At 33.8% G+C, this 24,514-nt stretch carries 14 protein-coding genes; 10 read left to right on the top strand and 4 right to left on the bottom strand.

Annotation, left to right across the window (positions count from 1 at the left end; genetic code table 11):
• The first annotated feature begins 5 nt into the window (after positions 1 to 5).
• The 5 genes from AAHF52_RS02270 (at position 6) to AAHF52_RS02250 (ending at position 3,382) form a co-directional block, all read left to right on the top strand.
• Positions 6 to 707, top strand: coding sequence for an ankyrin repeat domain-containing protein (locus tag AAHF52_RS02270; RefSeq protein ID WP_230609234.1), 702 nt, complete (start codon positions 6 to 8; stop codon positions 705 to 707).
• A gap of 31 nt (positions 708 to 738) precedes the next feature.
• Positions 739 to 1,203, top strand: coding sequence for an ankyrin repeat domain-containing protein (locus AAHF52_RS02265; protein ID WP_264375263.1), 465 nt, complete (start codon positions 739 to 741; stop codon positions 1,201 to 1,203).
• 4 nt (positions 1,204 to 1,207) lie between these two features.
• Entirely contained in the window at positions 1,208 to 1,642 is a 435-nt protein-coding gene (locus tag AAHF52_RS02260; RefSeq protein ID WP_230609237.1) for a DUF2924 domain-containing protein, read from the top strand.
• Positions 1,636 to 3,123 carry a recombinase family protein gene (locus tag AAHF52_RS02255; protein WP_264376867.1) on the top strand — a complete coding sequence of 496 codons (1,488 nt, stop codon included), beginning with the start codon at positions 1,636 to 1,638 and terminating at the stop codon, positions 3,121 to 3,123. Before AAHF52_RS02260 ends, AAHF52_RS02255 begins: the two co-directional genes overlap by 7 nt.
• A 133-nt stretch (positions 3,124 to 3,256) precedes the next feature.
• Positions 3,257 to 3,382, top strand: a complete 126-nt coding sequence (locus AAHF52_RS02250; protein ID WP_255521123.1) for a hypothetical protein — start codon at positions 3,257 to 3,259, stop codon at positions 3,380 to 3,382.
• A gap of 162 nt (positions 3,383 to 3,544) precedes the next feature.
• On the opposite strand, the gene AAHF52_RS02245 is transcribed toward AAHF52_RS02250, so the two are convergent.
• Together AAHF52_RS02245 and AAHF52_RS02240 are read right to left on the bottom strand one after the other, a co-directional pair.
• Positions 3,545 to 5,971, bottom strand: a complete 2,427-nt coding sequence (locus tag AAHF52_RS02245) for an ankyrin repeat domain-containing protein (protein WP_264376868.1) — start codon at positions 5,969 to 5,971, stop codon at positions 3,545 to 3,547.
• A gap of 78 nt (positions 5,972 to 6,049) precedes the next feature.
• Positions 6,050 to 7,585, bottom strand: a complete 1,536-nt coding sequence (locus tag AAHF52_RS02240) for an ankyrin repeat domain-containing protein (protein ID WP_211908113.1) — start codon at positions 7,583 to 7,585, stop codon at positions 6,050 to 6,052.
• A gap of 680 nt (positions 7,586 to 8,265) precedes the next feature.
• Between AAHF52_RS02240 and AAHF52_RS02235 the strand changes: the two genes are divergently transcribed.
• Both AAHF52_RS02235 and AAHF52_RS02230 read left to right on the top strand, forming a co-directional pair.
• On the top strand, positions 8,266 to 9,522 hold the full coding sequence (locus AAHF52_RS02235) for a hypothetical protein (protein WP_264376371.1): 1,257 nt from the start codon (positions 8,266 to 8,268) through the stop codon (positions 9,520 to 9,522).
• Between the two features lie 188 nt (positions 9,523 to 9,710).
• Positions 9,711 to 18,743 (top strand): ankyrin repeat domain-containing protein, encoded by a 9,033-nt coding sequence (locus AAHF52_RS02230; protein WP_342068483.1) that lies wholly within the window; start codon positions 9,711 to 9,713, stop codon positions 18,741 to 18,743.
• Positions 18,744 to 19,089: 346 nt separating this feature from the next.
• Here AAHF52_RS02230 and AAHF52_RS02225 read toward each other — a convergent pair whose 3' ends face one another.
• Positions 19,090 to 20,019, bottom strand: coding sequence for an Rpn family recombination-promoting nuclease/putative transposase (locus AAHF52_RS02225; protein WP_262986565.1), 930 nt, complete (start codon positions 20,017 to 20,019; stop codon positions 19,090 to 19,092).
• Between the two features lie 129 nt (positions 20,020 to 20,148).
• On the opposite strand from AAHF52_RS02225, the gene AAHF52_RS02220 reads away from it, so the two are divergent.
• A complete protein-coding gene (locus AAHF52_RS02220) occupies positions 20,149 to 21,060 on the top strand; it encodes a helix-turn-helix domain-containing protein (RefSeq protein WP_264376373.1) in 912 nt (303 codons plus the stop codon).
• 98 nt (positions 21,061 to 21,158) lie between these two features.
• Here the strand turns inward: AAHF52_RS02220 and AAHF52_RS02215 are convergent, their stop codons facing one another.
• The gene (locus AAHF52_RS02215) at positions 21,159 to 21,722 is read right to left on the bottom strand and encodes an IS110 family transposase (RefSeq protein ID WP_342068482.1); all 564 of its coding nucleotides are present in this window, start codon (positions 21,720 to 21,722) and stop codon (positions 21,159 to 21,161) included.
• 523 nt (positions 21,723 to 22,245) lie between these two features.
• On the opposite strand from AAHF52_RS02215, the gene AAHF52_RS02210 reads away from it, so the two are divergent.
• Positions 22,246 to 23,145 carry a DMT family transporter gene (locus AAHF52_RS02210; protein WP_214303431.1) on the top strand — a complete coding sequence of 300 codons (900 nt, stop codon included), beginning with the start codon at positions 22,246 to 22,248 and terminating at the stop codon, positions 23,143 to 23,145.
• Between the two features lie 47 nt (positions 23,146 to 23,192).
• Positions 23,193 to 24,500, top strand: coding sequence for a UDP-glucose dehydrogenase family protein (locus tag AAHF52_RS02205; protein ID WP_264376253.1), 1,308 nt, complete (start codon positions 23,193 to 23,195; stop codon positions 24,498 to 24,500).
• Positions 24,501 to 24,514: the final 14 nt, after the last annotated feature.

The following is a 24,514-nucleotide window of genomic DNA, read 5'->3' as shown; positions in this document are numbered from 1 at the left end:
ATGAAATGAGTTTTAGCAAGAGTAAGTTTTTTAAAGAAGTATCAAGTAACGATATTAATAAAAGAAATGAAGAAGGAGAGACGATATTACACCAAGCAGTAGAAATCTCTGATTACAAAACAGTGAGGTTATTAATAAAAAAAGGGGCAGAGGTAAATGCAAGAGATAAGAATGGTTATACACCACTACACTGTGCAGTATTCGCAAAAAGTTTAGAAAATGTAAAAGTGCTGCTAAGAGAAGGAGCAGAAGTAAATGCTACTCAATATGTTACTGGATGTACGCCACTGCACTCTGCGTGCAAAATAGGAGGAGCAGGAGTTGAAATAATAAAAGAGCTGGTAAAGGCTGGAGCTGAAGTTAATCAACTGAATAAGTACGGTGCAACACCAATGTATTACATCTGGGAAAGTGAAAAGTATCGTCTATGTGATAGCAAAGAGAGTGAAAAGGCAAGTAAATTTTTGAGAGAAAAAGGAGGAGTAACAAAAAGTAGAGAACTGACGTGCTATGGAATAGAGGGGCTAGTGGGAGAAATAGCAGACATGTTGAATGGAAGCTACATGCCGGAGCTAAAAATAATAGAGATAGAAGAAATAAGAAAGAGAGACAAATCACTAATAAAGGAAGAATGTGAAAATTTAGCAAGCAAAATAATAAGCCAGATAAATGAAATGATAGATGAGGTGGTGAGAAGGAAAGCTTAAAAAAAAGGTCAAAGAAAAGGTGAGGTAAATTATGTTAAAGTTTGGCAAATTTAATAAGTCAGCAGAAGAATTATTAGAGAACTCACATGAAAATATTTATGCAAGAGACGAGAAGGAACTGCATTATGCGGTAGACGCAAAAACAGTGAAGTTATTAGTCGAAAAAGGAGCGAATGTGAATGCTAAAGATATAGAAGGACACACAGCACTGCACCTAGCGGTAACGGAGAAACGTCTAGAAATCGTGAGGGAATTGATAAAATCAGGAGCAGACGTAAATGCTGAGGAATATGGAAATAAATGCATACCTCTACACCTTGCGTGCATGGTAGGAGAAAAAGAAATAGTGGAGGAGCTAGTGAAAGCTGGAGGAGAAATAGAGCAAGCGGATAAATTTGGAATGACAGCGATGGATTATGCGAAAAATAGCAAAAAGATAACCGAGGTATTAAAGAAAGAAACAGACAGAATTGAGAAGCTATTTATGAAGGGCTAAAAATATGGAGAAAGAAATAGAAAAGAAAGTAATGAATTTAGAGAAAAAACCTTTGAATGAGCTGAGAAAAATATGGAAGAAGGTATTTGTGGAAGAAGCACCTAGATACTCAAAGAAATATCTGATACCAAGATTAGCTTATAGAATGCAGGAAAAAGCGTATGGAGAAATGTCAAGAAAGGGGACAAAAAGACTAGAGTATCTGGCAGATCGGCTAGAGAAGGGAAAAAGAATAAGTAGCGATAAATTACCAGTAGAAGGAACAGAATTAATACTAGAGAGAGGAGAAGAGACGCATGCGGTAATGGTGACAGATAAGGGTTTAATCTACCGAGAAGAATTTTTCACGTCATTGTCAGCAGTAGCAGGAAAAATAATGGGAATGAGCTACAATGGGCCGCTTCTATTTGGAATGAGAGATAAGGAGAAAGAATGCTGAAAGAGGTAAGATGTGCGATATATACAAGAAAATCAAATGAGGATGGTCTCGAGCAGAAGTTTAATAGCCTTGATGCCCAGCGAGTAGCATGTGAAAAGTACATAAAGAGCAGAGAAGGCTGGGCAGCATTGGCCAAAAGGTATGATGATGGAGGCTATTCAGGAAAAAATTTAGAAAGACCAGCGATAAAGGAATTATTTGAAGATGTTAAAGGAGGAGAAGTAGATTGTGTAGTAGTATATACACTAGATAGGTTATCAAGGGAAACAAAAGACAGCATTGAAGTAACATCATTTTTTAGAAGGCATCGAGTAAATTTTGTAGCAGTAACGCAGATATTTGACAATAATACGCCAATGGGAAAGTTTGTACAAACGGTATTGTCAGGAGCAGCACAACTAGAAAGAGAGATGATAGTAGAGAGAGTAAAAAATAAAATAGCAACATCAAAGGAGCAGGGATTGTGGATGGGGGGAACTTTGCCGCTTGGATATGATGTAAAGGATAAAGAATTAATAATAAATGAGAAAGAAGCAAAGACAGTAAAGCATATATTTGAAAGGTATGTAGAGCTGAAGTCAATGGCAGAATTGGCAAGGGAGCTAAATAGTCAAGGTTACAGAACAAAATCAGATATCTTTAAAAAAGCGACGGTAAGGAGAATAATAACAAATCCAATATATATGGGAAAAATACGGCATTATGAGAAAGAGTATGAAGGAAAACATGAAGCAATAATAGAGGAAGAAAAATGGCAAAAAGCGCAGGAATTGATAAGGAATCAACCATATAGAAAAGCAAGATATGAAGAGGCGCTACTAAAGGGAATAATTAAGTGCAAAAGCTGTGATGTAAATATGACTTTGACGTACTCAAAAAAAGAGAATAAAAGGTACCGATATTATGTGTGCAATAACCATTTAAGGGGAAAAGGTTGTGAATCAGAAAAACGAAATGTAATAGCTGGAGAAGTCGAAAAAGAAGTGATGAAGAAAGCTGAACAGCTATATGAAAATTGGAGAGAAAAGACCGAAGAAAAATGGAAAAATTTAAGTTTTGGAAAGCAGAAAGAAGTAGTGAAAAAGTTAATAAAGGGAGTAATGGTAAAAGAAGATGGAATAGAGGTGAGTTTAGAGGATAAGGTGGAATTTATACCAATAAAAAAGAAAGGAAAGAAATGCACAGTAACTGAGCCAGAAGGCAAAACAAACAATGCACTACTGAAAGCAGTGGTAAGAGCCCATCTGTGGAAACGGCAACTAGAAGAGGGAAAATACGAAAGTGTGAAGGAGCTGAGTGCCAAAATTAATATAGGTACAAGACGTATACAGCAAATTTTAAGGTTAAATTATTTAGCTCCGAAGATTAAAGAAGACATAGTAAATGGGAGGCAGCCAAGAGATTTGAGGTTAGCTGAATTAAGGGAAATACCGATGCTTTGGGGTGAGCAATTGAAGAAATTTTACGGCTCAGCATCGTAACGTTTATAAAAACAACAATATGAAAAAACATCGAAAAAAGTATGTGCCAGAAAATTAAAAAAGGTTATTGCAAAAGGAGCTACTACAAAGAGCCACACAAAAGATGCTGAAATTGATATAGAAAAGTAAGTCAATGTTACAGAATCAATTATGTGAAAATATCAATATAAATAATGAAGATTTTAGTATGTTAGATGCAATAATGGTAGAAAATGATCCAATTTTAGCTGCATATTTTAATAGTAGACCTGGAGTGTAAAAGGCAGCCCAGCCAATTGTATGTTCCATATCCTCATTTTGTAGCCAGCTTAAAAACAACATAAAAGAGTATTCTTAGAAGACATTGGTACGAACTCCTTAACCTATAAATTATAGTAGTTTATATTTAAATAATAATCTTCAACTTTTTTAGCAAATCAATCTACCTAGAAACTTCTCTCCTAGGATCAGAAGTCCTTCTTAACTCTTCACGTTCTGCCCATGAAACCTTTTTGTTTTTAGACTCGCTTATTACTTCAGGATGCATTAATTTTCCAGACCTTTCAAAATATCCCTGTTCAATAGCATAGTAGACATAATAATCACCAAGTGCACAATCCTCGCCTAATTCTTCTTCATAACCTTTGAATTTTTCCAATACTTCCTCTTTATTACTCGCTTCTACTATAATTTTGCTTTTATCTTGTACGTCAGGATACAGTTTAACGTCTATCTTTCCCAAACTAGTATAGAAAGTCAGTACTATATTGCCCGTAAGGTTAGTATAATTTCTTATCCCATCTTCCGTTATAATTTCTACCTCACTTTCACCGATTGCTATTACATCTCTTCTAGATTCTATACTTCCATGAGTTAAATTTGCTTCATTTATGATTTTCGCAACCTCAACTACACTATTTTCTGAATATTCCAAATAGAGAATAGAGTTATCCACTTTTACATTTTTCACCTTGCCAGTAGTTGCACTTTTAACAATTTCCATAAATTTCAAACTACGCTTTGCATAACTTTCATAGGCTTTTACCATATTAGCTTTGTGGCTTTTAAACTCTTCTAGTTCATCAATGACAAGGATGCTGCTTATAGTATGTAGTACTACTCCTTTTGATACTAAGTTACATACTATACGACTAGCAACTTCTACATCACTTGCAATTTTGGAGTTCTTTTTTAATTCACTAATTTTTCTTATTACACAATCTGCAAAGCCATATTTACTCTCATATTTCTTGTCATATAAACTTCCTGACACAGCAAAGTTCAGCATTACTCCTGCTTCTATAGCTCTTTTTACAACTTGCTCTAACTCGTTCATGTTTTCGGCTGCATTGGCCATATCTAAAAAAGTTTTCAATTCCTCCCGTTGGTTTAATATTAAAATGTCCCATAAAGTGGAAGCTTTAGGTAAATGTTCTTTGTCCTTCCATCCTTTGTAATCAATTGCTCCTGCTTCTAACAGTAACCTTTCTGCTTCTTTAAAACGAATTTTATCACCATAACAAGCATCTCTAATCTTTTGAAAAATACGAGACTTTCCTTTGCAATCACGAAGATTTAAAATCTCTTTAAGACCTTCATTTCCTCTGTGCTGATTTAAAAACTCTCTTAGTTGATTAGTGTCAAGGCTATGACCGCAAATATCTTCTAAATGGCTTTTTGCTCTCATTTGCTCCTGAGTTAAAAAGATTTGTTCTAAAATATTCACTTCAAAAGGTTTTTTGTTAATAATTACAATATCTAGAGGAGTTTTTCCTTGTTTATCAGGTTGATTACGTGCTCCTTTGTTCAGAAGTAAAGGTATATTTAAAGTATTATAATAAGCAGCATAGTGCAAAGGTGTTTGTCCTTCACTGTCAACTATGTTAGGATCAGCTCCAGCCTTTAAAAGTAAAGTTATAAATGCTCCAACTGCCCAGGCCATATCTTTTTCTACTGCCAAACGCTCCATACTTTGTATTACATGCAGTATTGTCAACTTGGACTTTCCTCTTTGAAGATTGAGAACAATCTTTAGATCATCATTACTTTTGTTGTCTTGTAAAAAATTCTCAAACCTTGTAATGTTACAAAATGGAAAGTCTTTTAGGAGACTTAACAACGCCTTATTCAAATTTTTTTGGCCCTCTTTTAATAAGTCAGGTGCACCTGAAGACCACTCAGATATTAAATTATTGAATTCTTTCCTTTTTATAATAGAGATCAAAGAGCTGTTATCACTAAGCAGCAATGAGTATTTAAGTGATTCATATTCATCATCTACTTGCTCTTCTTTCTGTTTCGCTTCTCTCTTCTCCAAATTATCTATATCACCATCTTTAATGAGTGCAATTAAATACTTCAAAAATTCAACATTTCTATTTTCCAGTAAGGGACATGCTCCATTCTTCATAAGAATCGAGATCATTTTTGTATTTCGGCCAGCCAAGTATAATGGAGTCCTACCTTTTTCATCTACTGCATTAACATCAGCCCCATTATTTATTAGGTGCTCTACTATTTTTGTTTTGTTACCCAAGATAGCATAATGCAAAGGAGTACTTCCATCATTATATTTCTTCCTAACACTTGCCCCATTCTTTATCAGGACCTCTACCATTCGTGTATTTCTATGCAAGATAGCATAATATAATGGATCACGATCGTATATATCCATTCCATTAACATCAGCCTCTTTTTGTATAAGAGTCTCTACCATTCGTTTATTATTTTTCAAAACAGCAAGCTGTAATAGGCCAGATGTATCTATTTGTTTTAGCTTCTCTTCTACTTTTCTGAACACATTACTCTCACTTAAACCAACGTCAGTATCAATAGAAGCTAGTATTTCTTCCAACTTATCAAAACTCATAACTCTCCTCATTTTAAAACTCCATATTTTATTATTATATACTTGACATAAAAAACAAGAGCTATGTAACACTTACTCTTAAGGTGTAACTGGTTCTGGTAAATTTTGTCTCCCTATTTCATATTCATTTAGCTTAGTACTAGGCTTTAATATTGCATATGTAATGCCACTAGCAATGGCTCCAACTATCAATGCAGCAATAACTAATATTGATAAACTTATATGAGTAACAATACATCCAATGGTTACTGTCAACGTGGCTATTACACCTACAGAGAAACCGGTCTTTATTGCTCTTGAAGTTTCAGAATGCTTCTTTTTTTGAAAATTAAGATACTCAACAATATTTTTGTGGCCGCTTCTATCAGCTAAATCCAGGGGAGTATTACAATCAACGTCCTTTACATCAATAGTAGCCTTTTTTTCCTCTACAAGATATTGAACTATGTCTGAGCGACCCATTCTAGCAGCTTCATGCAACGCAGTACTGCCATTTTTGCTTTTTGCTTCAACGTTAGCCCCTTTGTCTAACAGAGCTTGAACTACTTCTAAGTGACCAGTTTCAGCAGCAATATGCAAAGCAGTACAGCCTTCGTTGTTTCGTGTTTCAAAACTAGCACCCTTTTCTAACAGACATTGAACTACTTGCAAATGACCACGTCCAGCAGCTTCATTCAAAGCAGTATCGCCATCCTTGTTTTGTGCATCAATATCAGCACCTTTGTCTAGTAGAGCTTGTACTATTTTTAAGTAACCCTCTCGAGCAGCAATATGCAAGACATATTTGAAACTCTTCTTTAGTATGTCAGCATTATCCATTTTATCTAATAGAGCTTGAACTACTTCTAAGTGACTATTTGTAGCAGCATAATGCAAAGCAGTTAAGTCATCATTTTCTTTTGCCTCAAAAACGGCTCCTTTTTCCAACAGAAATTTAACTACTTCTAAGCGTCCCTCGCTAGCAGCAATATGCAAAGGAGTTTCATTATCATCGTTCTCTTGGTTAATATTAATTCCTTTTTCGTCTACAAAGTATTTAACTATTGCTAAGCAACCGTTTTCAGCAGCAAGATGCAAAGCAGTATCGCCATTGTTGTTTTGTGCATCAATATCAGCATCTTTATCTAATAGAGCTTGAACTATTCCTAAGTGACCTCCTCTAGCAGCATAATGCAAAGCAGTACATCCTTCGCTGCCTGGTTCCTCAACACTAGCCCCTTTTTCTAACAGAAATTGAACTACTTCTAAGTGGCCATCTTCAGCAGCTATATGTAAAGGAGTGTCATTATCATCGTTCTTTTGGTTAATATTGATTCTTTTTTCATTTATAAAGTACTTAACTACTGCTAAGCAACCATTTTCAGTAGCACAATGAAGAGCAGTGCAGCCTTCGCTATTTTGTTCTCCAACACTAGCCCCTTTTTCTAACAGAAATTGAACTACTTCTAAGTGGCCTTCTTGAGCAGCTATATGTAAAGCAGTATCGCCATTGTCGTTTTGTACCTCAACATCAGCACCTTTGTTTAGTAAAGCTTGAACTGCTTCTAAGTTGTCATCTTTAGCAGCACAATGTAACTCAGTATTACCATTACTTTCGTGTACATTAGGATACATAATTTACCTCACTCTAAAAATCCATGTTTTGATTATTATACACTTGATATAATTAGCAAGAGTTTATTTTTTAGAACAGCAAATTTGTTGTATATAGGTGTAGAAAAATATCTTTTATTTCAAATTGGATAGAAAAACACTCAACTTAGTGTCATAAGGATTTCAATTATTTATTCCTTCAAAAAAGGTCATACATTTGCGAGAACAAGCCACGTAAAATAGGGTTATAAAAATAGAAAATTTAAATTATTTCCATAATCTTAGGCAAAACAGTTCGTATGTAGATATGGATGAAATGTGCTAATGTGGCTAGTTTTAGCGTATAATGAAATCACTATATTAAAAAGTTCGTATGGTACACTTGGTAGACCAACTGATTCCAAGAAAAATTGTTCTCACCGTCCCTGGTTTTGAGCACTGAAAATGGCTATATTATTTAAGCTATTAGTAAAATACGTTGTTAGATTAATACTAATTTTCTTAAGGAGGAATTTAAGGCAAACTCATAATGAAAACAGAATTTGAAGGTAAAGAAAAATCCCGTACCGACCTTCTTAAGAGACTTTTGCCTAAAACTACTTTGGGTTAGAAAATTTTCTACAATAATGATTGACAAGTTTTAAAGATAGAATACTATACTTAAAATGTAATTGATAATCTAATTAATTAAGGTAGTGGCTATGTTGCGTTCAGATATTCCAAAAGTTTTGTTTTCGTCTATTAAAGAGGATGATCCCCATAGAGCATCTAAGCTTTTTCAAATTGAACGCTGGTGCTATGCAAATTGGCGTCTGCACCAAAAAAGTGGCAAGAAAGGACGTAATTTTCTTGCACAGGTATTGTCTAGCGAGGATTGTTGGAAAAAAGTAGACAATTTACACGGAGTTAAGCTTGATAGGCAAATGGTAGGTAAAAAATTGATTGTGCAAAATTCAAATAGTCCTTTTAGTACTGATAAAAGATATGAGATTGCCTGTCGTTATTGCCTGGAAGAAGATATTATTGCTCTATTTGAAGAGAGAAAAAATAAACTATCAGCTCAAGGTAAGAGCAGTCTGTTGGAGTATGGTCACTTAGTTAAGACTCTAGGAGGCAACCTTTTAATAGTTTTTTGGTCACATTTTGTTAGTGGTTACATCTCTAAACTAAATTTAGATGGCTGTCATCCATATGAGTACGGGCTTAAATGTGCTGTGAGTCTTAAGCAAGAGCAGGCAGTGGAATTCTTCTGGAATAAAATAAAATCATTACCTGAAAGTGAGATGAGCGAACAGAAAAAGGATGAAATCTTGATGAAGACAGCAGTATATGTAGCAGGGAACCGTTGTAATAGTTATCCTGAAATATTCGAGTTTTATTTTAGTCAAATAAGTCCTGATAAATATCCAGAACTTCTAAAAAGAGACTTAGCTGAAAATGGTTATTATGGTAGTCTAAACACGCTACAGGGTGCACTTCGCTTTGATCAATTTCAAGCATTGTTTGACTATTTGAAACCAAGTAATGTTTCAGAAGATAAATATCTTGTCTGGCTACACTATATAAAAACAGAAAACAGCTCATATTATGCTGGTGAAGGTGCAAAGCTTTTCATGCATATGTGGAGAAAGGAGGGATTTGATAGCCATCGTACTTATGTGCTGAAGGAAGAAGTTTGTAATAGATCTTGCTTTCTTGTTACAAGTTTATTAGTACCTTGGGTAAATCAAAATTACATGGAACCGGTATGGGCAATATTAGATAAGGCTAATTCTGATCAAATTAAAGAATTTATGGATTCTAGGCAAGCGGAGTATATACGATCTGTGTTAGAGCAAAGAGATATTGATTCATTAAATAAATTTTTATCATACGGTAAGTCTACAGCTGAAGGGTTTACTAGCTTGACTGAGGTTAAATTAAGCAAAGCATGTGAGCAATTAGGGTTGGGCAATTAAGGTATTATAAGGCAATTCTATAAAACAGGTGATGGTTTCTTGTTACTACTTTAGCTTCTGTCAAAAAGGCGTTGCATTATAATATAAATGTTATATATCCAAGTTAGTATGCAGGTAAAAATAGCTTATATTGTTGATATCTCTGATAATAAATAGTGGATTTGGTATAATGTAATGAAGGGGGCTTTATGTTTAAGACACAATATCTAACAGATCACCTAAAAAAAGAAGGCGTTAATTCAAAGATTACCGAATTATCGGATCAAATACAATATATAGAGCAAGCTAAAGAATTTTATCAACTTAAGCGTTATCGTAGATCTGATGTTGATTCCGAAAGTGGAAGTCAGGTTAAGAGAATCGATGTTCCAGGAGACGGTAGTTGCTTATTTTGGTCTGTTACTATGGCTTACTTAATACCCGTCAGAAACGACGATGCTTTATTTCGACAAAGGTATGAAGTACTATTTGGAAATGATGGAACTGTAACCCAAAATTTAGATCATATTAGAGGTTTGGTTCGGAATTTAGGTGCTGCGAATTATGATGATACATTTGCAAATTTAGTAAGAAACGTATTTCGTAATCGAGTAGTTGATCACATAAGTTCTTATAGAAATGAGTTCAGAGATTTTGTTGAAGGTGATTTTGAGCGTTACTTGGAAAACATGAGGAACCCTGATACTTGGGGAGGTGAACCTGAAATAAGAGCAATGAGTGGAATGCTTAGCGCAACGATTAGTGTTTCTGGTGAGGTTGAAACTCAATATGGTAATGGAAATACTCAAATACAGTTATTTCATGTTGGTGCACCAGGTAAACGAAACCATTATAATTTTGGTCTTGAAAGGAATATTATTGATAATGATAAAGAGCTTGCAAAAGGTTTAAAAAGAGTCATGGGTAAAGTAAGACCACAAGACTTTGAGTTAATACAGTTATTGATAGAGGAAGCAAGTAAAGAAGTTGGTATAAGCCAGCAAGATGAGGATTTTAAATCTTTTGAACCGAGATTTCAGTCATTTGTGGATCAGATTCCATCTTATTTACACTCTGTAGAAAAAGCAGGATTTTTTACACACTTCTTCCTAGGGAGCTTTTCTACTTTGCCAGATATAAAAATTGCAGAAAAGTTAAATATTAAAAAGATTTATTTTAGTTTTGATACTTCAAAAACTTTAAAAGTAGCTATTGTTAAAAATGGTCAAATTGGAAATGCTGAAGATGCTATTAATAATATAGATTTATTTTCCATTTCAGAAAGTAAGCGTGGCCATCAGTTTACTGTTAATGAGTTGGAGAACATATTAAGAAAGAATATAGATAGGAGTAAGATTAGAGATCGGGATGTTGAGAATGAGATCCTAAATATTAAGAATGAAATTCAAGATAGAATAAAATCTAGATTAGTACAGATCTATAAAGGAAAGGGTGATATTTTTGTTAATATGGAAGCTAAAGAGATACTTGATTCTGCTACTAGCAAGGAATTTTATGAAATAGAAAAAGGAATATGGAATAATCCGGAAGGTGATATAGCGAAGCTATCTGATTCTGATGCGCAAACAGTTAGCAGGTCTTTAAAAAAAGTTCTTGAAAAAATTAATAACGTTCATTCTGAGTATGTAGGATCAGTAGTCTATGATAATAGTGCACGTGAAGCAGCACATCATGGATTTATGGTAGGCGTTTTCATGAATTTCCACTATAGGTATAATCTTAGAGTTTACCCAGAGCAATTTGCAGGAAGGGGTTATGCAGATATTATCTTGCTGGCTCGTGGTCCTGATCGTGCATTGGATTCTATTCCCATTATTATTGAATTAAAAGCGGGAGCAGGTTCTAATGCTACTCCAGATAAGGCTTTGCAGCAAGCAGAAAGGTATGCACAAGGTTTCCAACCAAATGTTCAGCGAGTTTTAACTACTGCAGATAACATTTTATATGTTGGTGTCAACCTTGATAATCCGTCTCCTATCTCTGATATTAAAGTATCAAATCGTGGAGAAGAAATAATTCCTCTTTTTCAAGATATGTTAAAATCCTCTGATGATTGGGATACGCAAGAGATTGGTAAAAGAGAATTAAAAGAACAGATAAAAGATAATATGGAACGTATTTATCATACGTTTCCTGGTACATCAGAGAAGGGAGATAATCATTATTTTAGTAGGTTTTTACTAGGGCAATCATTATTATTAAGTGAAGATTCAGGAACAAGTTTAAAAAAGTATATTTTTATCTATGGAGACAATATACCTACTGAAGTGCATCCTAATCTTCGTAGGCTTGGACGTCCGGCAGCTCAAAGAGCCAGAGAAAGACTGTCAGCTAACCTTGATGCAAGCCATGCAGTTGTAACAATGGTGCTCATCCCAGAAAATACAGAGAAGTTGGTTTATGTGATGAATATTGTTGAAGCTAACAGAAAAGATGTTTTGAACGGGCTGAATGAAGTTCTTCCTCTTGATAGATTAAATAGAGAAATAGGGAATAGGGAAATAATCGAATTAAGTCTTAATTTTGATACTAGATACAAGTCAGATTTTAAAAGATATCTTACTATTTGGGCTGAAAAATACAATTCTTTACAAGAGTACAACAACGGAGATAATAGATTTCAAGGTACTTTTAAAGAAGTTACTTATCCTAATGAGTTAAAAGAAACATTTGATAAAGCACTAGATATCCAATCCTTATCAATAAGAGGATATAGTAGATTATTAGAAAAAATTGGAGAAGGAATCTTTCCTTTTAAGAGTCTCGTTAATAAAGAAGCTCATTTCCAGGGAATATTGAATGGAGTGTTTAGTTATTATAGTGACTTAAAATTACAGGAATCACCAGAAACTAGAGCATTAGTTTTAACTGAGTTTCAAACTGGTAGAGGGGAACGTATTGACATGCTAGTTCATGGTATTAAGTTTGTGGCTCAAGGTGGAAATGCTGAGGAGTACACTCCAATAGGGTTAGAACTTAAGGCATCAAGGCAGGGTAAAGGGGCTCAAGCTTTATTGAGGGAAGCAAATGATCAAATAAATGAAGAGTACAAAGAAGGTGTTACCTATAAAACACTTACAGATGGTGATGAGGTAAAATTTATCGGTGTTGTTTTCGATAAAGGATCTAATAATCCGAATAAACTTATTTTAACAAGTAGGACAACCAAGGAAGGATTTATTCCTGTTGAAGTAGTTCATAGTTCAGTTCATATGCTGCCTACTGGTGAAGCAACACAATCTTTGAATAAGTTAAATCTTAATGGCTGTGCAAAGCAAAGCAATAGAAAGAAGAGAAGTATTAAATGTTTATTTTCAAAGGATGATGTGGAAAAGTTTAGTAAAGGAAGGGTAGATAAAAATAATGTAGGTAAGGTTATAATTGATAGTGAAAAGTTCCTAACTTATGTTAAAAGCAGTCAAGATGAAGGGAAAAATGCTCAGCTAATAGAGTTTATTGGAAACAAAAATATTGAGGGTGACTATAAATATTTAGTTGATAAGGTGATTGGAGACCAAGGGTATGAGCGCTATATTCAGAATGAGCGTATCAAGGATTTATATGGTGACGTTTTACAGCAAAACAGTGATTTAACAAAAAACCCGAAATTAAAAAGCAGATTAATGAATGCTGCAGGTGGAATACAATTAATAAGAGGAATTCATGGTGCTATTGTATCTTGCAAGGATGGAACAGCAACGGATTGTGGATTAAATCTAGGTGGAATAGGATGGTCTTTTGCGTCTCAACCAATTGAGAATGTAATGGTTAAAATTGCTCCAAAAGTTGTAACATCAGCTGAAAAAGTTGTAGGAAGGATTATACCGGGTACTTTAGGTAAGCAGACAAAATTTGTTGTTCAAGTTGCAGGAGTAAAATTTGGAAGTAAAATAGCGAAAGGCACGGCAGGAGCTATAGCTGGTATATTTGATATTATTGATATAGGCATATCAGCAAATAACCTTGTAGACTGTAAAAATAGAGAAGATAGTAATAATCCATGTGGAGAAAAGGAGATAAGAGATAATATAGCTTCTATAGCCTTTTCTGGTGTGTCATTTGTTTCTGGTGTTGCTCTTACAGCAGCTAGTCTGCCTGGAGTTGGTATTGGAGTTGGATTTGGACTCATGGTAACTCATGGAGTTTATAGTGGTATTAGCAATATTATAGAGTATGAAAAGAAGTATGATACAACTCATGGTGAGAATTTCGATATCTTTTTGCATACGCTTTTACTTTCATCTATGCCATATGATCTGGAACACCTTGCAGCCAGAAATAATATGGTTAATAGTCAAGCTAAAAGAGCCTGGAAAGCTTTAAGTGATAGCCCTAATGATGTAGTTGCCTATGGAGTTGGTTTTGGGGTGGATAGCGACACGCCATCTCTTCATGCAGGGTATGGAAAGATTCTAATGAATAGAACAGATGCTGATACAACAAACCTTTCACGTGTTATACCTGACCCAATTCAAAATGCTACGATAATTTGCTTACCACAAGTCACTAGCGAAATTTATGAAAAAGGTATTAAAAAATCAGTTCCAACAGCTGTGCATCACTGTGAAAATACAATGGTTATTGCTGATAGAAGAAGAATGCAAAATGGTACAATAATTCTTTATAATTTAGAAAGCATAGATGAAGGTACCATTGTTGGAAGTAATACATTAAATAACTACTTCTTGATTTTTAGAGGAAACACAGGAATAACTGGTGGTAATAATACTGTTAACAAATTTATTCTTGTGAAACCTGGAGGTTTTTCGGGTAAAATTATTGGTGGAAGTAATGCTACTAATATACTTGACCTAAGTCAATCAACAGAATACGACTTTGTACAAGCAAAAATTGACTATCGTTTTAGACCTAACGCTCCCGGTCTTTTAAGGTTAACAACAAATCTTCATCGATTGATCAATGATTATGTTGATAGCAATGTCGATGCTTTCAGGTATAGCTATATTGGAAGGCAAAATAAGACAGATAATGTTTTATGTACATATAATTCTAGGCGCCTTACTAGAAACGATAATCGTGACGTCTTTATAAATAGTGGTGGAGGTTTGAGCAAAAATGAGAAGGATACAGTTGATAATTGTAAAAAAGTAGCTATTGCGCCATACACTAAAGTTACAGGTGCAGAAAATGATTATACCTTTTATATAAAAACCACAGATTACGAGGCTAAAGATTTATATTCAGAAATTGATGTAAAAGGAACGGGAACTGTAATCTTTCCGGAAACTAATCTGCTAGATGATTGTGATGAAATATCTTATTTCTCGACTAATAATACTTTATCTTTAAAAATAGGGCTGGGTCAAGGTAATCAATATACCCTTGATATTAAAAATTATATTAAGCAAGGCAGTAATCAACCTAATTTTATGCTGATAGATAAAAATGGTAGTAATATTATTCCTAAAATTGAGAAACTAGAATCATCCATTACAAAAATTAACTCGTTCGAGTTACATACAGAACATTCTCTTGATAGCTTTGATGCTGCAGAAAATCATTACAAGGAAATACTCATTAATAATAAGGACTATAAAGTCTTTGGTGTTGTTAGAGCAAAACTACAAAGCAATAGCGCATTCCAACATATGGTATTTGGTTCTTCAGGAGAAGATATAATAAATTTTGACCAAAGGAGTATGTTTGCTAGAGGTGGAAATGGAAGTGATATGTATGTTATTGATAGCAACACAGAGAAAAGAGAGATTATTATTGATAATAACTCAGGTGATAAAAAATTAGATATGTTGGTTATGCCAGAAGTTCCTGAGGAGTTTTCAATTCAACAGTGTAACTTGCATTTAAACTATAGTAATACTCATGTTCAAGTAAGAAATTATCTTAAGGGTAACAGCTATAGGCACCTTATGGTTATGAACAGTAAAGGAGAAACCTTTATTCCTTATGTACAATCAATGTCATGTGCTGGCTCTTCCGTAGAAAGTGGCAAATTATCTCCCTTTTTCCATGCCACACAGACTCAGAATATGTTTTTGTTGCCTAAGGATTTTGAAGGTGATCATTTAGTGATTGATTCTAATCTTGAAGATATCGAGAAATATAAAGATGAAGATGATCTCTTATTAACAAGAGAAGGTGAGATTCCTTTTATTATTAGAGTAGAAGATTTTTATAATGACCAAAGTAAATGGAGAGATGTTAATTTTCTTCTGTGGAACAATGGTAATTTTTTTCCATATTTAGGTTTACAGCAAGAGGTTGATGGAATAATGGACTATCAAGATAAACTTAAGAATGATTATGAAAAAATTATAAAAGAATATGTTATAGATTTCACTAAGTCTATCAGTATCACACATAATCAAGATGGCACTTTAACTTCGGTGGGGCAAGATGAAGAACGCATAGGAGTAGTGATATTAAAAGATATTACTCCAGATCAGATTAGGGTTTCCAGTAGTAATACAGATTTGGTGTTTTCCGACGAAGTATCTAACCATGTAATCAATGTAAAAAATTGGAATAATTCTGAGTCTTATAGGATTTCTACATTGGAATTCGATTTAGGGTTAGAACCAATAATAATCCGGAGATTAGACAGGTTTAGTTTGTCTGATATAGCAGAAATACAAGGTCTGATTAATAAAGCTTCAGAGATTTGCCAAAAGAAGGCTGGGTGCGAAGCTAACATTGAAGCTAAAAATAACGATGGCCAAACACTTTTTCATGTTGCTGCTCAAGAAGGCAAATTGCGTTCTATTAGGTTTCTTATAGGTAAAATTGAAAGTATGAATTTTGAAGATAATTTGTATTCAGAACCTGATGAACTAGTAAAAGCAGTTCGCCAAAGAGAAAGATTAAAGTCTCTCATAAATGAAAAAGATAAGTTCGGTTATACACCGCTACAATATGCTGCTAAAAATGGCAAGTGGGATATAGTTAATCTTTTCCTTGATAAAACTGCTGAAAGAAATCAAGATGACGTTGCAGATAAAGATAAATTCTCAACAAGCTGGACTACCGTGCACTATGCCGTTTACAATGGTAATATGAGTCTATTTAATGATATATTTCAATTTCTTTCAGATAAAGAAACTATGATTAATACTAAAGACAGTAGTGATTGGACACCTCTACACTATGCTGTATATTACAATGCTTTAGATGTGGTAAAATTTCTTGTGAACAAAGGAGCTGATATCAGTGTTAAAGATAAGGATAGTAAAACACCTTTAGACTTAGCTGCTCAAGAGAATGACACAAATGTAGCAGAGTTTCTAAAGCAAACGGAATTAGATAAAAAATTGTTAGCTGCAGTGCAAGATGCAGGTCTTAATGAAGTTAAAGATCTTATTAATCAGAAGGCTAATATTAATGCTAAAGACATGTACGGTTGGACGCTTTTACACTTTGCTGCTTCTCGTGATAAACTTAGTGTAGTTGAGTTTCTCTTCAATAACAATGCTAATATTAATGCTAAAGATGTGTATGGTAATACACCATTACATGTAGCTGCCCAGTACAGTAGTAGTCTTGAAATAGTTAAGTTTCTTTTAGACAAGGATATTAGCGGTATTAATAATATAACCAATAATGGTTGGACACCATTGCATGTAGCTATACAAGGAAACAAATTAAATACAGTCGAACTCCTTCTTGGCAGAGGTGCTGATATTGAAGTTAGAGATATTTATAACCAAACATCTTTAGATTTGGCTACTCGAAAAGGTTACCTAGATATAGCAGGAATTTTGAAGCAAGTACAATTAGATAGAAAATTGTTGACTATTGTGGAAAGCGGTGGTTTTAATGAAGCTAAAGGTCTTATTGCTCAGGGTGCTAACATTGATACCAATGACAAGAACGGTAATACACTACTGTATTCAGCTGCTGAAATCGGTGATTTAAACCTAGTTAAACTCCTTCTTGATAACGGTGCTAATATTGAAGCTAAAAACGGAGAATATCAAGCAACTCCATTGCATGGAGCGGTTGAAAACTACAGGATAGATGTAGTCAAATTACTTCTTAATCGTGGTGCAAATGTTAACGCTGAAGACAAAGACAATTGGACACCTTTACATTATGGTGCTGATACCAACAGTCCTGATATAGTAAAAGTTCTTGTCGATGCTCATGCTAATCTTGGTGCTAAAGGTAATTACGGTAAAACACCGCTAGATATTGCGAAAGACAAGGGGCACAATAATATTGTGGAATGCTTAGAAAAAAAGCTCAGGGGAGGAAGAGGAGAACGCAAACGCCGTCATCACCATGGAGATCACAATTCTCATAACTTATCACGCAAACCCCTTGCTATAGACCAACCTCAGATAGCAACAAGCAGTGGCGCAAAACCATCTTCATGGATAAATGATTTATTTAGTCGGGTGAAAAGCTCTGTAGGTAGATTATTGAGTTCTAAATCTGAGGGGACTGCAAGTTCATTATCACAAGTTGATGGGCAATTTGCCAAAGCGTCGATAAGTAATAGTAGTTTCACAGGTACCACACTACCATCTGATGGTACAGATAAAAGACAAGAAAATGGAGGTTTCTTTCGAGACAACGTCGATTATGTAAATGCAAATCTAAAACGAATGTGTGAAAGGCAAGCACCTGTTAAATTTAAGCCTAAGGATAGAAATACAATATTAGAAATGGGAGATCACTATCTATCACAGGTTGACTTTAATGGTACAATAACTTTATTTGACTTATTGATTAGAAGGGTTACAGGTCAAAAGTATATTTCTACAATAGATCAGTCTATATCTCCACTAGAGGCACAGGAATATACACTCAATATTACAAAGGGATTTGAGAAAGTAGTAGAGCAAGCTGGATTAAAAAGTGGTGTGTCAATGCATCGATTAAATATTGATTTTGTGGAAATACAGAAAGAAGTTACAGGAAAAATCATGAGTGGTAAATTTGATGAGATTTCGGGGATTTTCAACTCATATGTAGAGAAAGCATGTTCTGGTAAAGAAGCTGGTAAATTAAGTCCGAAGAAATTTGAAAAGTTTATAGCTCAATTTAATAAGGGTCTGCTAAATCAATCAATAGAGCAGATATTACACAACAGAGATGGTAGATTAGAAGTTGATGATACAAAGCAAATGAGTTTAGAGCCTCAAAGTTATTTAAGTAATGCTTCAGTTCACAGCCATTCAAAAGTATCAACTTGTCTTTCTGAGATAGGAGTAACCAAGCTTGGAGGTAATATCAATAGGTAGGTTATAATATAAGAGGTGCAGCTATAAAATGCCAAGTAGTGAAAATTTTAAAGTGAAGGTAGCAAAATTAGCCAAAATAATTAGGGAAACCAGTAGCAAGTTTGATGGTCCTAATACTAAAATGGATGAAGTAGACATTAAATACTAAGTGGTTAATGTGTTTTCCATATTGAACTTACAGCACGTAGCTTTGATATAGAAGTTTGAGTAACGTTATGATAGTAATTTATATAATTCTATGTGCAATCCTTATAGCTATTTTGACAGTTCATTAGATTCTTAATTAGGGAATATATCTAACTTAAAGAAGATTTTCATAAATGTTGAAGTGAATAAGTTGTAGTATTTATGTTTTTTCCCTGAGTTGTAAAATTTCAGAATGAGAGAGACCGGTAATTTGAGCTATAACATCTATAGGGACATCGGCCTTGAGTGAATTTTTTGCAACTTCAATTTTACCTTCAATTTTACCTTTTTCATGGCCGATTTGGATGCCTTCTTTCCTGCCTTTCTCTTCTCCAATTTGGATTCCTTCATGTTTAGCATCATCGAGTTTTTGAGCAAGGATAGCGTTTTCTTTCTGCACGCTCAATATTCTTTCTTCATATGCGATCAAATCCTTTTCATTCCAGCGAAACCTGTCTAATTCATCATATGCTAGCTTTATTATCGGAGCTTCTGCTGCTATCTTTTTTAGATCTTCTTCAGTTGTATCTTCTGCGTATTTAAAAAAGAAACACCATCTCTCTGTAGTATTCTCTAATTGCTCTACCTTATTTTTTGTAAATTTAGGCAACTCAATAAAGACAAATTGTAAATCTTTCAAGTAATGCCCATTGGTTTTGATATCGCGTATATTATGAGTAGAAATATAGTCAACTTCTTCAGGCAGAAGGTTACAATTGGAAATAGCAATAAAGAAGACTTTCTGAAGATGAATGTAATTACCAGATTTATCTAATTGCCGAGAGTAAGCTTTAGCAGCATAAAGTTGAGCACGTTTCTCAAAGCCTTTATCACGAGCGAGTTGCATTTCGATAACAAATCTATTACCAATAGAGTCTTTGCAAAGAACATCAACAATGCTTTGTTTGTCAGAGGCAATTTCAGGATCCATAATGGTACTAAGGAATTCAATTTCCATTATTTGATCAGAAGTAGAAAAACCTAAGATATCGTTGAGGAAGTGAATTAAGATATTTTTATTCTTTTCAGAGCCAAAGATCTTTTTAAAGCTCAAGTCATTTTTGGGATCAAGAAATTTCGAAAGAGCCATGACGAATTAACCTAAAAAGCATTAGTAATTATACACAATTGTGAAGAAATATTCAACTAAAATTCAAACATAGAAAGAAGCATCCCTTTTGTATATCTTTATTTGGTAGTATTAAACTGTATAATATTTATGGCAAATATCTCTATAAGGTATCAGATAGCACAAAAAGTAAGGAGCTGGAGGTTAAAGCGAGGCTATACTCAAAAAGATTTAGCGGGAAAAATCGGCGTAACATATCAAATAGTACTACAATATGAAAAAGGAACACGAAAAATTTCGATTGAAAAGTTGTGCGCTATAGCAAAGGTGTTATCAATTAATATTACGGATCTTATTCCTGTATCAAATGAAAAAATCTGTTTTGAAGATAAGGGAGAGGAAATATTAAATCTAGTAAGAAAATATAAAACGATTAATGATCAAGAGTTGCGCAAGGTGTTTTACTTGCTAACAAAATTTACCCGAGTTGGTGAGAAAAGTAGTAAAAAAGCAGAGAAAGTAAAAATTGCAAAGGGCCTGGTTAAAGCAGGGATTTCTGTTGATATTGTTTCACAAGCAATTGGCCTCTCTGCTGATGAATGTGTTGAAGAAAAAATAGGTTCTATATACTGCAAAATAGGAAAGAAGATAAAAGAATGGAGACTAGTGCGGGAATATACTCAGAAGGATTTAGCAAAGAAAATGAGTACAACACGTGATGAAATAAGCAACTATGAACAAGGAAGAACTGCTGTTCCACTGGGAAGATTATATGAGATAGCAAAGGCGTTATCGATTAATATCATGGACCTACTTGAACTAACAGAGGATGCAGATGATAAAGTGGTACCTAATTTAATTGAAGAATACAAAAAAATTGAAAGCCAAGAACTACGTCATGCACTAATGAAATCTCTGTTTGAAAGCATACAAATTTGCGAAGAGAAAGTGAAAAGAGCAGAAAAGATGAAAATTGCAAAGGATTTAGTTAAGGAAGGAATTTCTATCAATATTATTTTAAAAACAGTAGGCATCTCTTTAGACGAAATTCAACAAATTTAAAATAAAAAATCAGTATCTATTAATATCTTTACTTTTTGATGAAAAAATAAGTAAAAAAGATTGAAAAATTGATTTGACTTCACTCGGAAGCTATGGCTCTATGCCAATGCTGATAAAGCAGTAAATATTAAAAAAAAGTTTGTTGTTAGTGAAGGGTAAATTATATGAATAATAATAAGAATAAAGAAGAAATAGAATTCAGATATCCCGTATATTTTCAGTAATCCCCTTATTGTTCCCGCAATTTGCTCTCTGCAACGTATTAATTGTCTTCTGCTTCCAAGTATTATTTTAACCTGACAAGCTTCGTCTGATTTTACTAATACCTCCTTAAATAGCCCAACTCTCATCATTTGTGCTATGCCTCTTGCATCATTTTTATCATTCTTATTGATTCTCGCAGATAATGCTGCTGCCATATGCCTTGCATCTACACAAGTTACTGGTAATCCAAGATTCCTCAACTCTTTGCACATCGATATTGATAATTGCCCGCTTTCTATTCCTATGGACTCGTATTTTTTGTTTTGACCAAGCAGAAACTCAGCTATTGCACTGCTTTCACTTGCAACAACCCCTTCTTTAACAATTTTTCCTTTCTCATCAATGATACTAATAAAAGTTTCTTTGAGTGAGACATCTAACCCGCTATAATGTTTCATGAGACTACTCCTACTGTAAAAGTTTAAATTATTCTTGAAGAACTAATTCATTGAATTTGTTACTTCGTGCTAAAATAATGGAGTATGTCTCTCCATCATTCAATAGCAATTACAGTATGTGCGCCCAGAGTGGGAAAAAGTTCAAGAACAGAAGAAATGCCATGGAAGAACGTCAAGATTGCCTGTATTGGAAGATAAAATACTCTGTATAATTCTATAGACCTGCTGCAAAAGAGGAGATATTTAAAGAGAGATGTAGCAAGAGGGAATGAGCTTAAATTATCAAATCAACGTTATTCTACTTTACCTCACTAGCATTTTCCTTACTTGAGCCTTACTATTACTCACAAATATAAACGTTCGTTACATAGCTCTTAATATGTCTAAAGAGACGAAATTTCCCGAATTATTTATAATGAACCCTTACGATCACATTCTGGGGACGTACATCAGAAAACTTTTATATTATTAGTTTTGTAGTAAAATTATATGAGTACATCGTATCTATTAAATCAGAAGCTTTATGGATTACAGATTGAGAGCTTATTTGTTTGGGGTTATCTGGTTTATACTTAGCTTACTTAGTAGTGTAGCTAATGATACTATATCAAAATATCTAAGTTTACATCTTCAGAGTTTTGAAATAATTTTTTTCCGCTTTCTGTTTACCACTATTACCCTTGTACCTTTTATGTTTTACTATGGAATAGAAACTTTTAAAACAAGTCAAATATCTACTCAAATAACCAGGGGTGGGTTGTTGTTTTGTGGAATGACCTTATGGACTTACGGGTTGACTGTTTTCCCCATAGTAACTGCAACGATTATAAGTTTTTCTATACCATTATTTGTTATACTTCTTGCAATCCCTTTGCTAAACGAAAATATAATTTGGCAAAGATGGATAGTAACTGTTATTGGCTTTGTTGGTATTGCTATTACTACCAAAGCTCATAGTGAAGATTTTAATCCTAAAATTCTTATTTTTATTGTATCTGCATTAATCTTTGCTATATTAGACATACTTAATAAGAAACTTGTAATAAAAGAGTCAGTAATAAGTATGTTATTTTATTCAGCTCTAACGACAACTATTTTTTCTACTCCACCTTTGTTATTTTATTGGCATATGCCTTCCTTGTTGGAGTTAGTATTACTGCTGATTTTAGGAATAAGTTCAAACCTAATTCTGTTCTTCATGTTAAAAGCTTTTGCTCTTACTGATGCTACTGCACTTGCACCGTATAGATACATAGAGCTAATAATTTCTGCAATAGTAACATACGTTATATTTAATGAATTACCTGATAAAAGTGCTTTATATGGTACTTTGATATTAATACCATCAACCTTATTTATAGCTTATTCGGAAGGTAAGGCAATTAAGAAAAATAATGTAACAACAAAAGTTTATAATTGTTAATGGTATTTATTTTAGATGCTAAGCTATATTTTTAAGGTGATAATAAAATGCACATAACTATTATAGGAGTAGGGTATGTAGGCTTAGTATCTGGTACAATGTTATCGGAGCAGGGCCATAAAGTTGATTGCATTGACATAAATACTGAGAAGATTGAACTTTTGAAATCAGGGAAAATTCCCTTATATGAACCTGGATTAGCAGATTATTTAGAGAATAATATAAAGTCACAAAGGATAAGATTTTTTGATTCGTATTCTCAAATAAATCCCAATACAGAAGTAGTATTTGTAACTGTAGATACTCCATCAGACTCCCTAGGAAATGCAAATTTAAAGAATGTATATAATGCAGTAAGTGAAGTTTCTGAGAGAGTTAATCAAGATTGCTTAATAGTGATAAAGTCAACTGTTCCTCCTGGTACTGCAGAAAATATACATAATTATTTATCTAATAAGGGCTATAACTTTGATTTAGGAGTTAATCCAGAGTTTCTCAAGCAAGGCTCTGCAGTATCAGATTTTTTATACCCAGATAGGATAATAATAGGAGTAAAAACTAAGCTAGCTAGGGCAAAACTAGAAGTTATATATAGATCATTTATAGATAAGAATATTCCGTTAATAGTCACTGATACAGTTACTGCTGAAATGATTAAATATGCTTCTAATGCCTTTCTAGCAACAAAGGTTGCTTTTATCAATGAGATGGCAGGTTTATGTGAGCTATTAGGAGCAGACATTGACCTTTTAGCTAACAGTATGGGAATGGACCATAGAATAGGTAAGGAATTTCTCAAAGCTGGTCCAGGATTTGGAGGATCATGTTTTCCTAAGGATTTGTCAGCTTTATTAAGGCTTGCTGAAGACTACAATGTTAAGCTACAAATTTTAAATTCAGTTAAAGAATCTAACTATAATCATATAACAAACATTGCTAAAAAGGTAGAATATGTATTAAATGGAGTCCAAAATAAAAAAATAGCAATATGGGGGCTAACTTTTAAGTCTGGTACTGATGATGTAAGAAATAGCCCAGCTATAGATATTGCAAAATTGTTAGTGAATAACAAGGCTAAAATTACTGCATATGATCCAATGGGGATGGATAATGCTAGGCAAGTTCTAAAGGATATAGAGTACGCAGACAATGCTATAGGGGCTGCAAGAGACGCGGAAGCCTTATTATTATTAACGGAGTGGAAAGAATTTAAAAATCAAGATTTTGCAAGTTTAAAGAGTATTATGGCTGCACCTAATGTTTTTGATTTCCGTAATTTATTAGATAGCGAGCTATTACTAAGATATGGTTACCATGTTTATTCCTTGGGTAAAAAATCTATCTACAAAGTTTAACTGTTGAGAAATTT

Source organism: Wolbachia endosymbiont (group B) of Melanargia galathea (assembly GCF_964030625.1).
Taxonomy (GTDB): Bacteria; Pseudomonadota; Alphaproteobacteria; order Rickettsiales; family Anaplasmataceae; genus Wolbachia.
The sequence above is the reverse complement of the archived record's forward strand: the minus strand, read 5'-3'. Positions and strand labels throughout refer to the sequence as shown.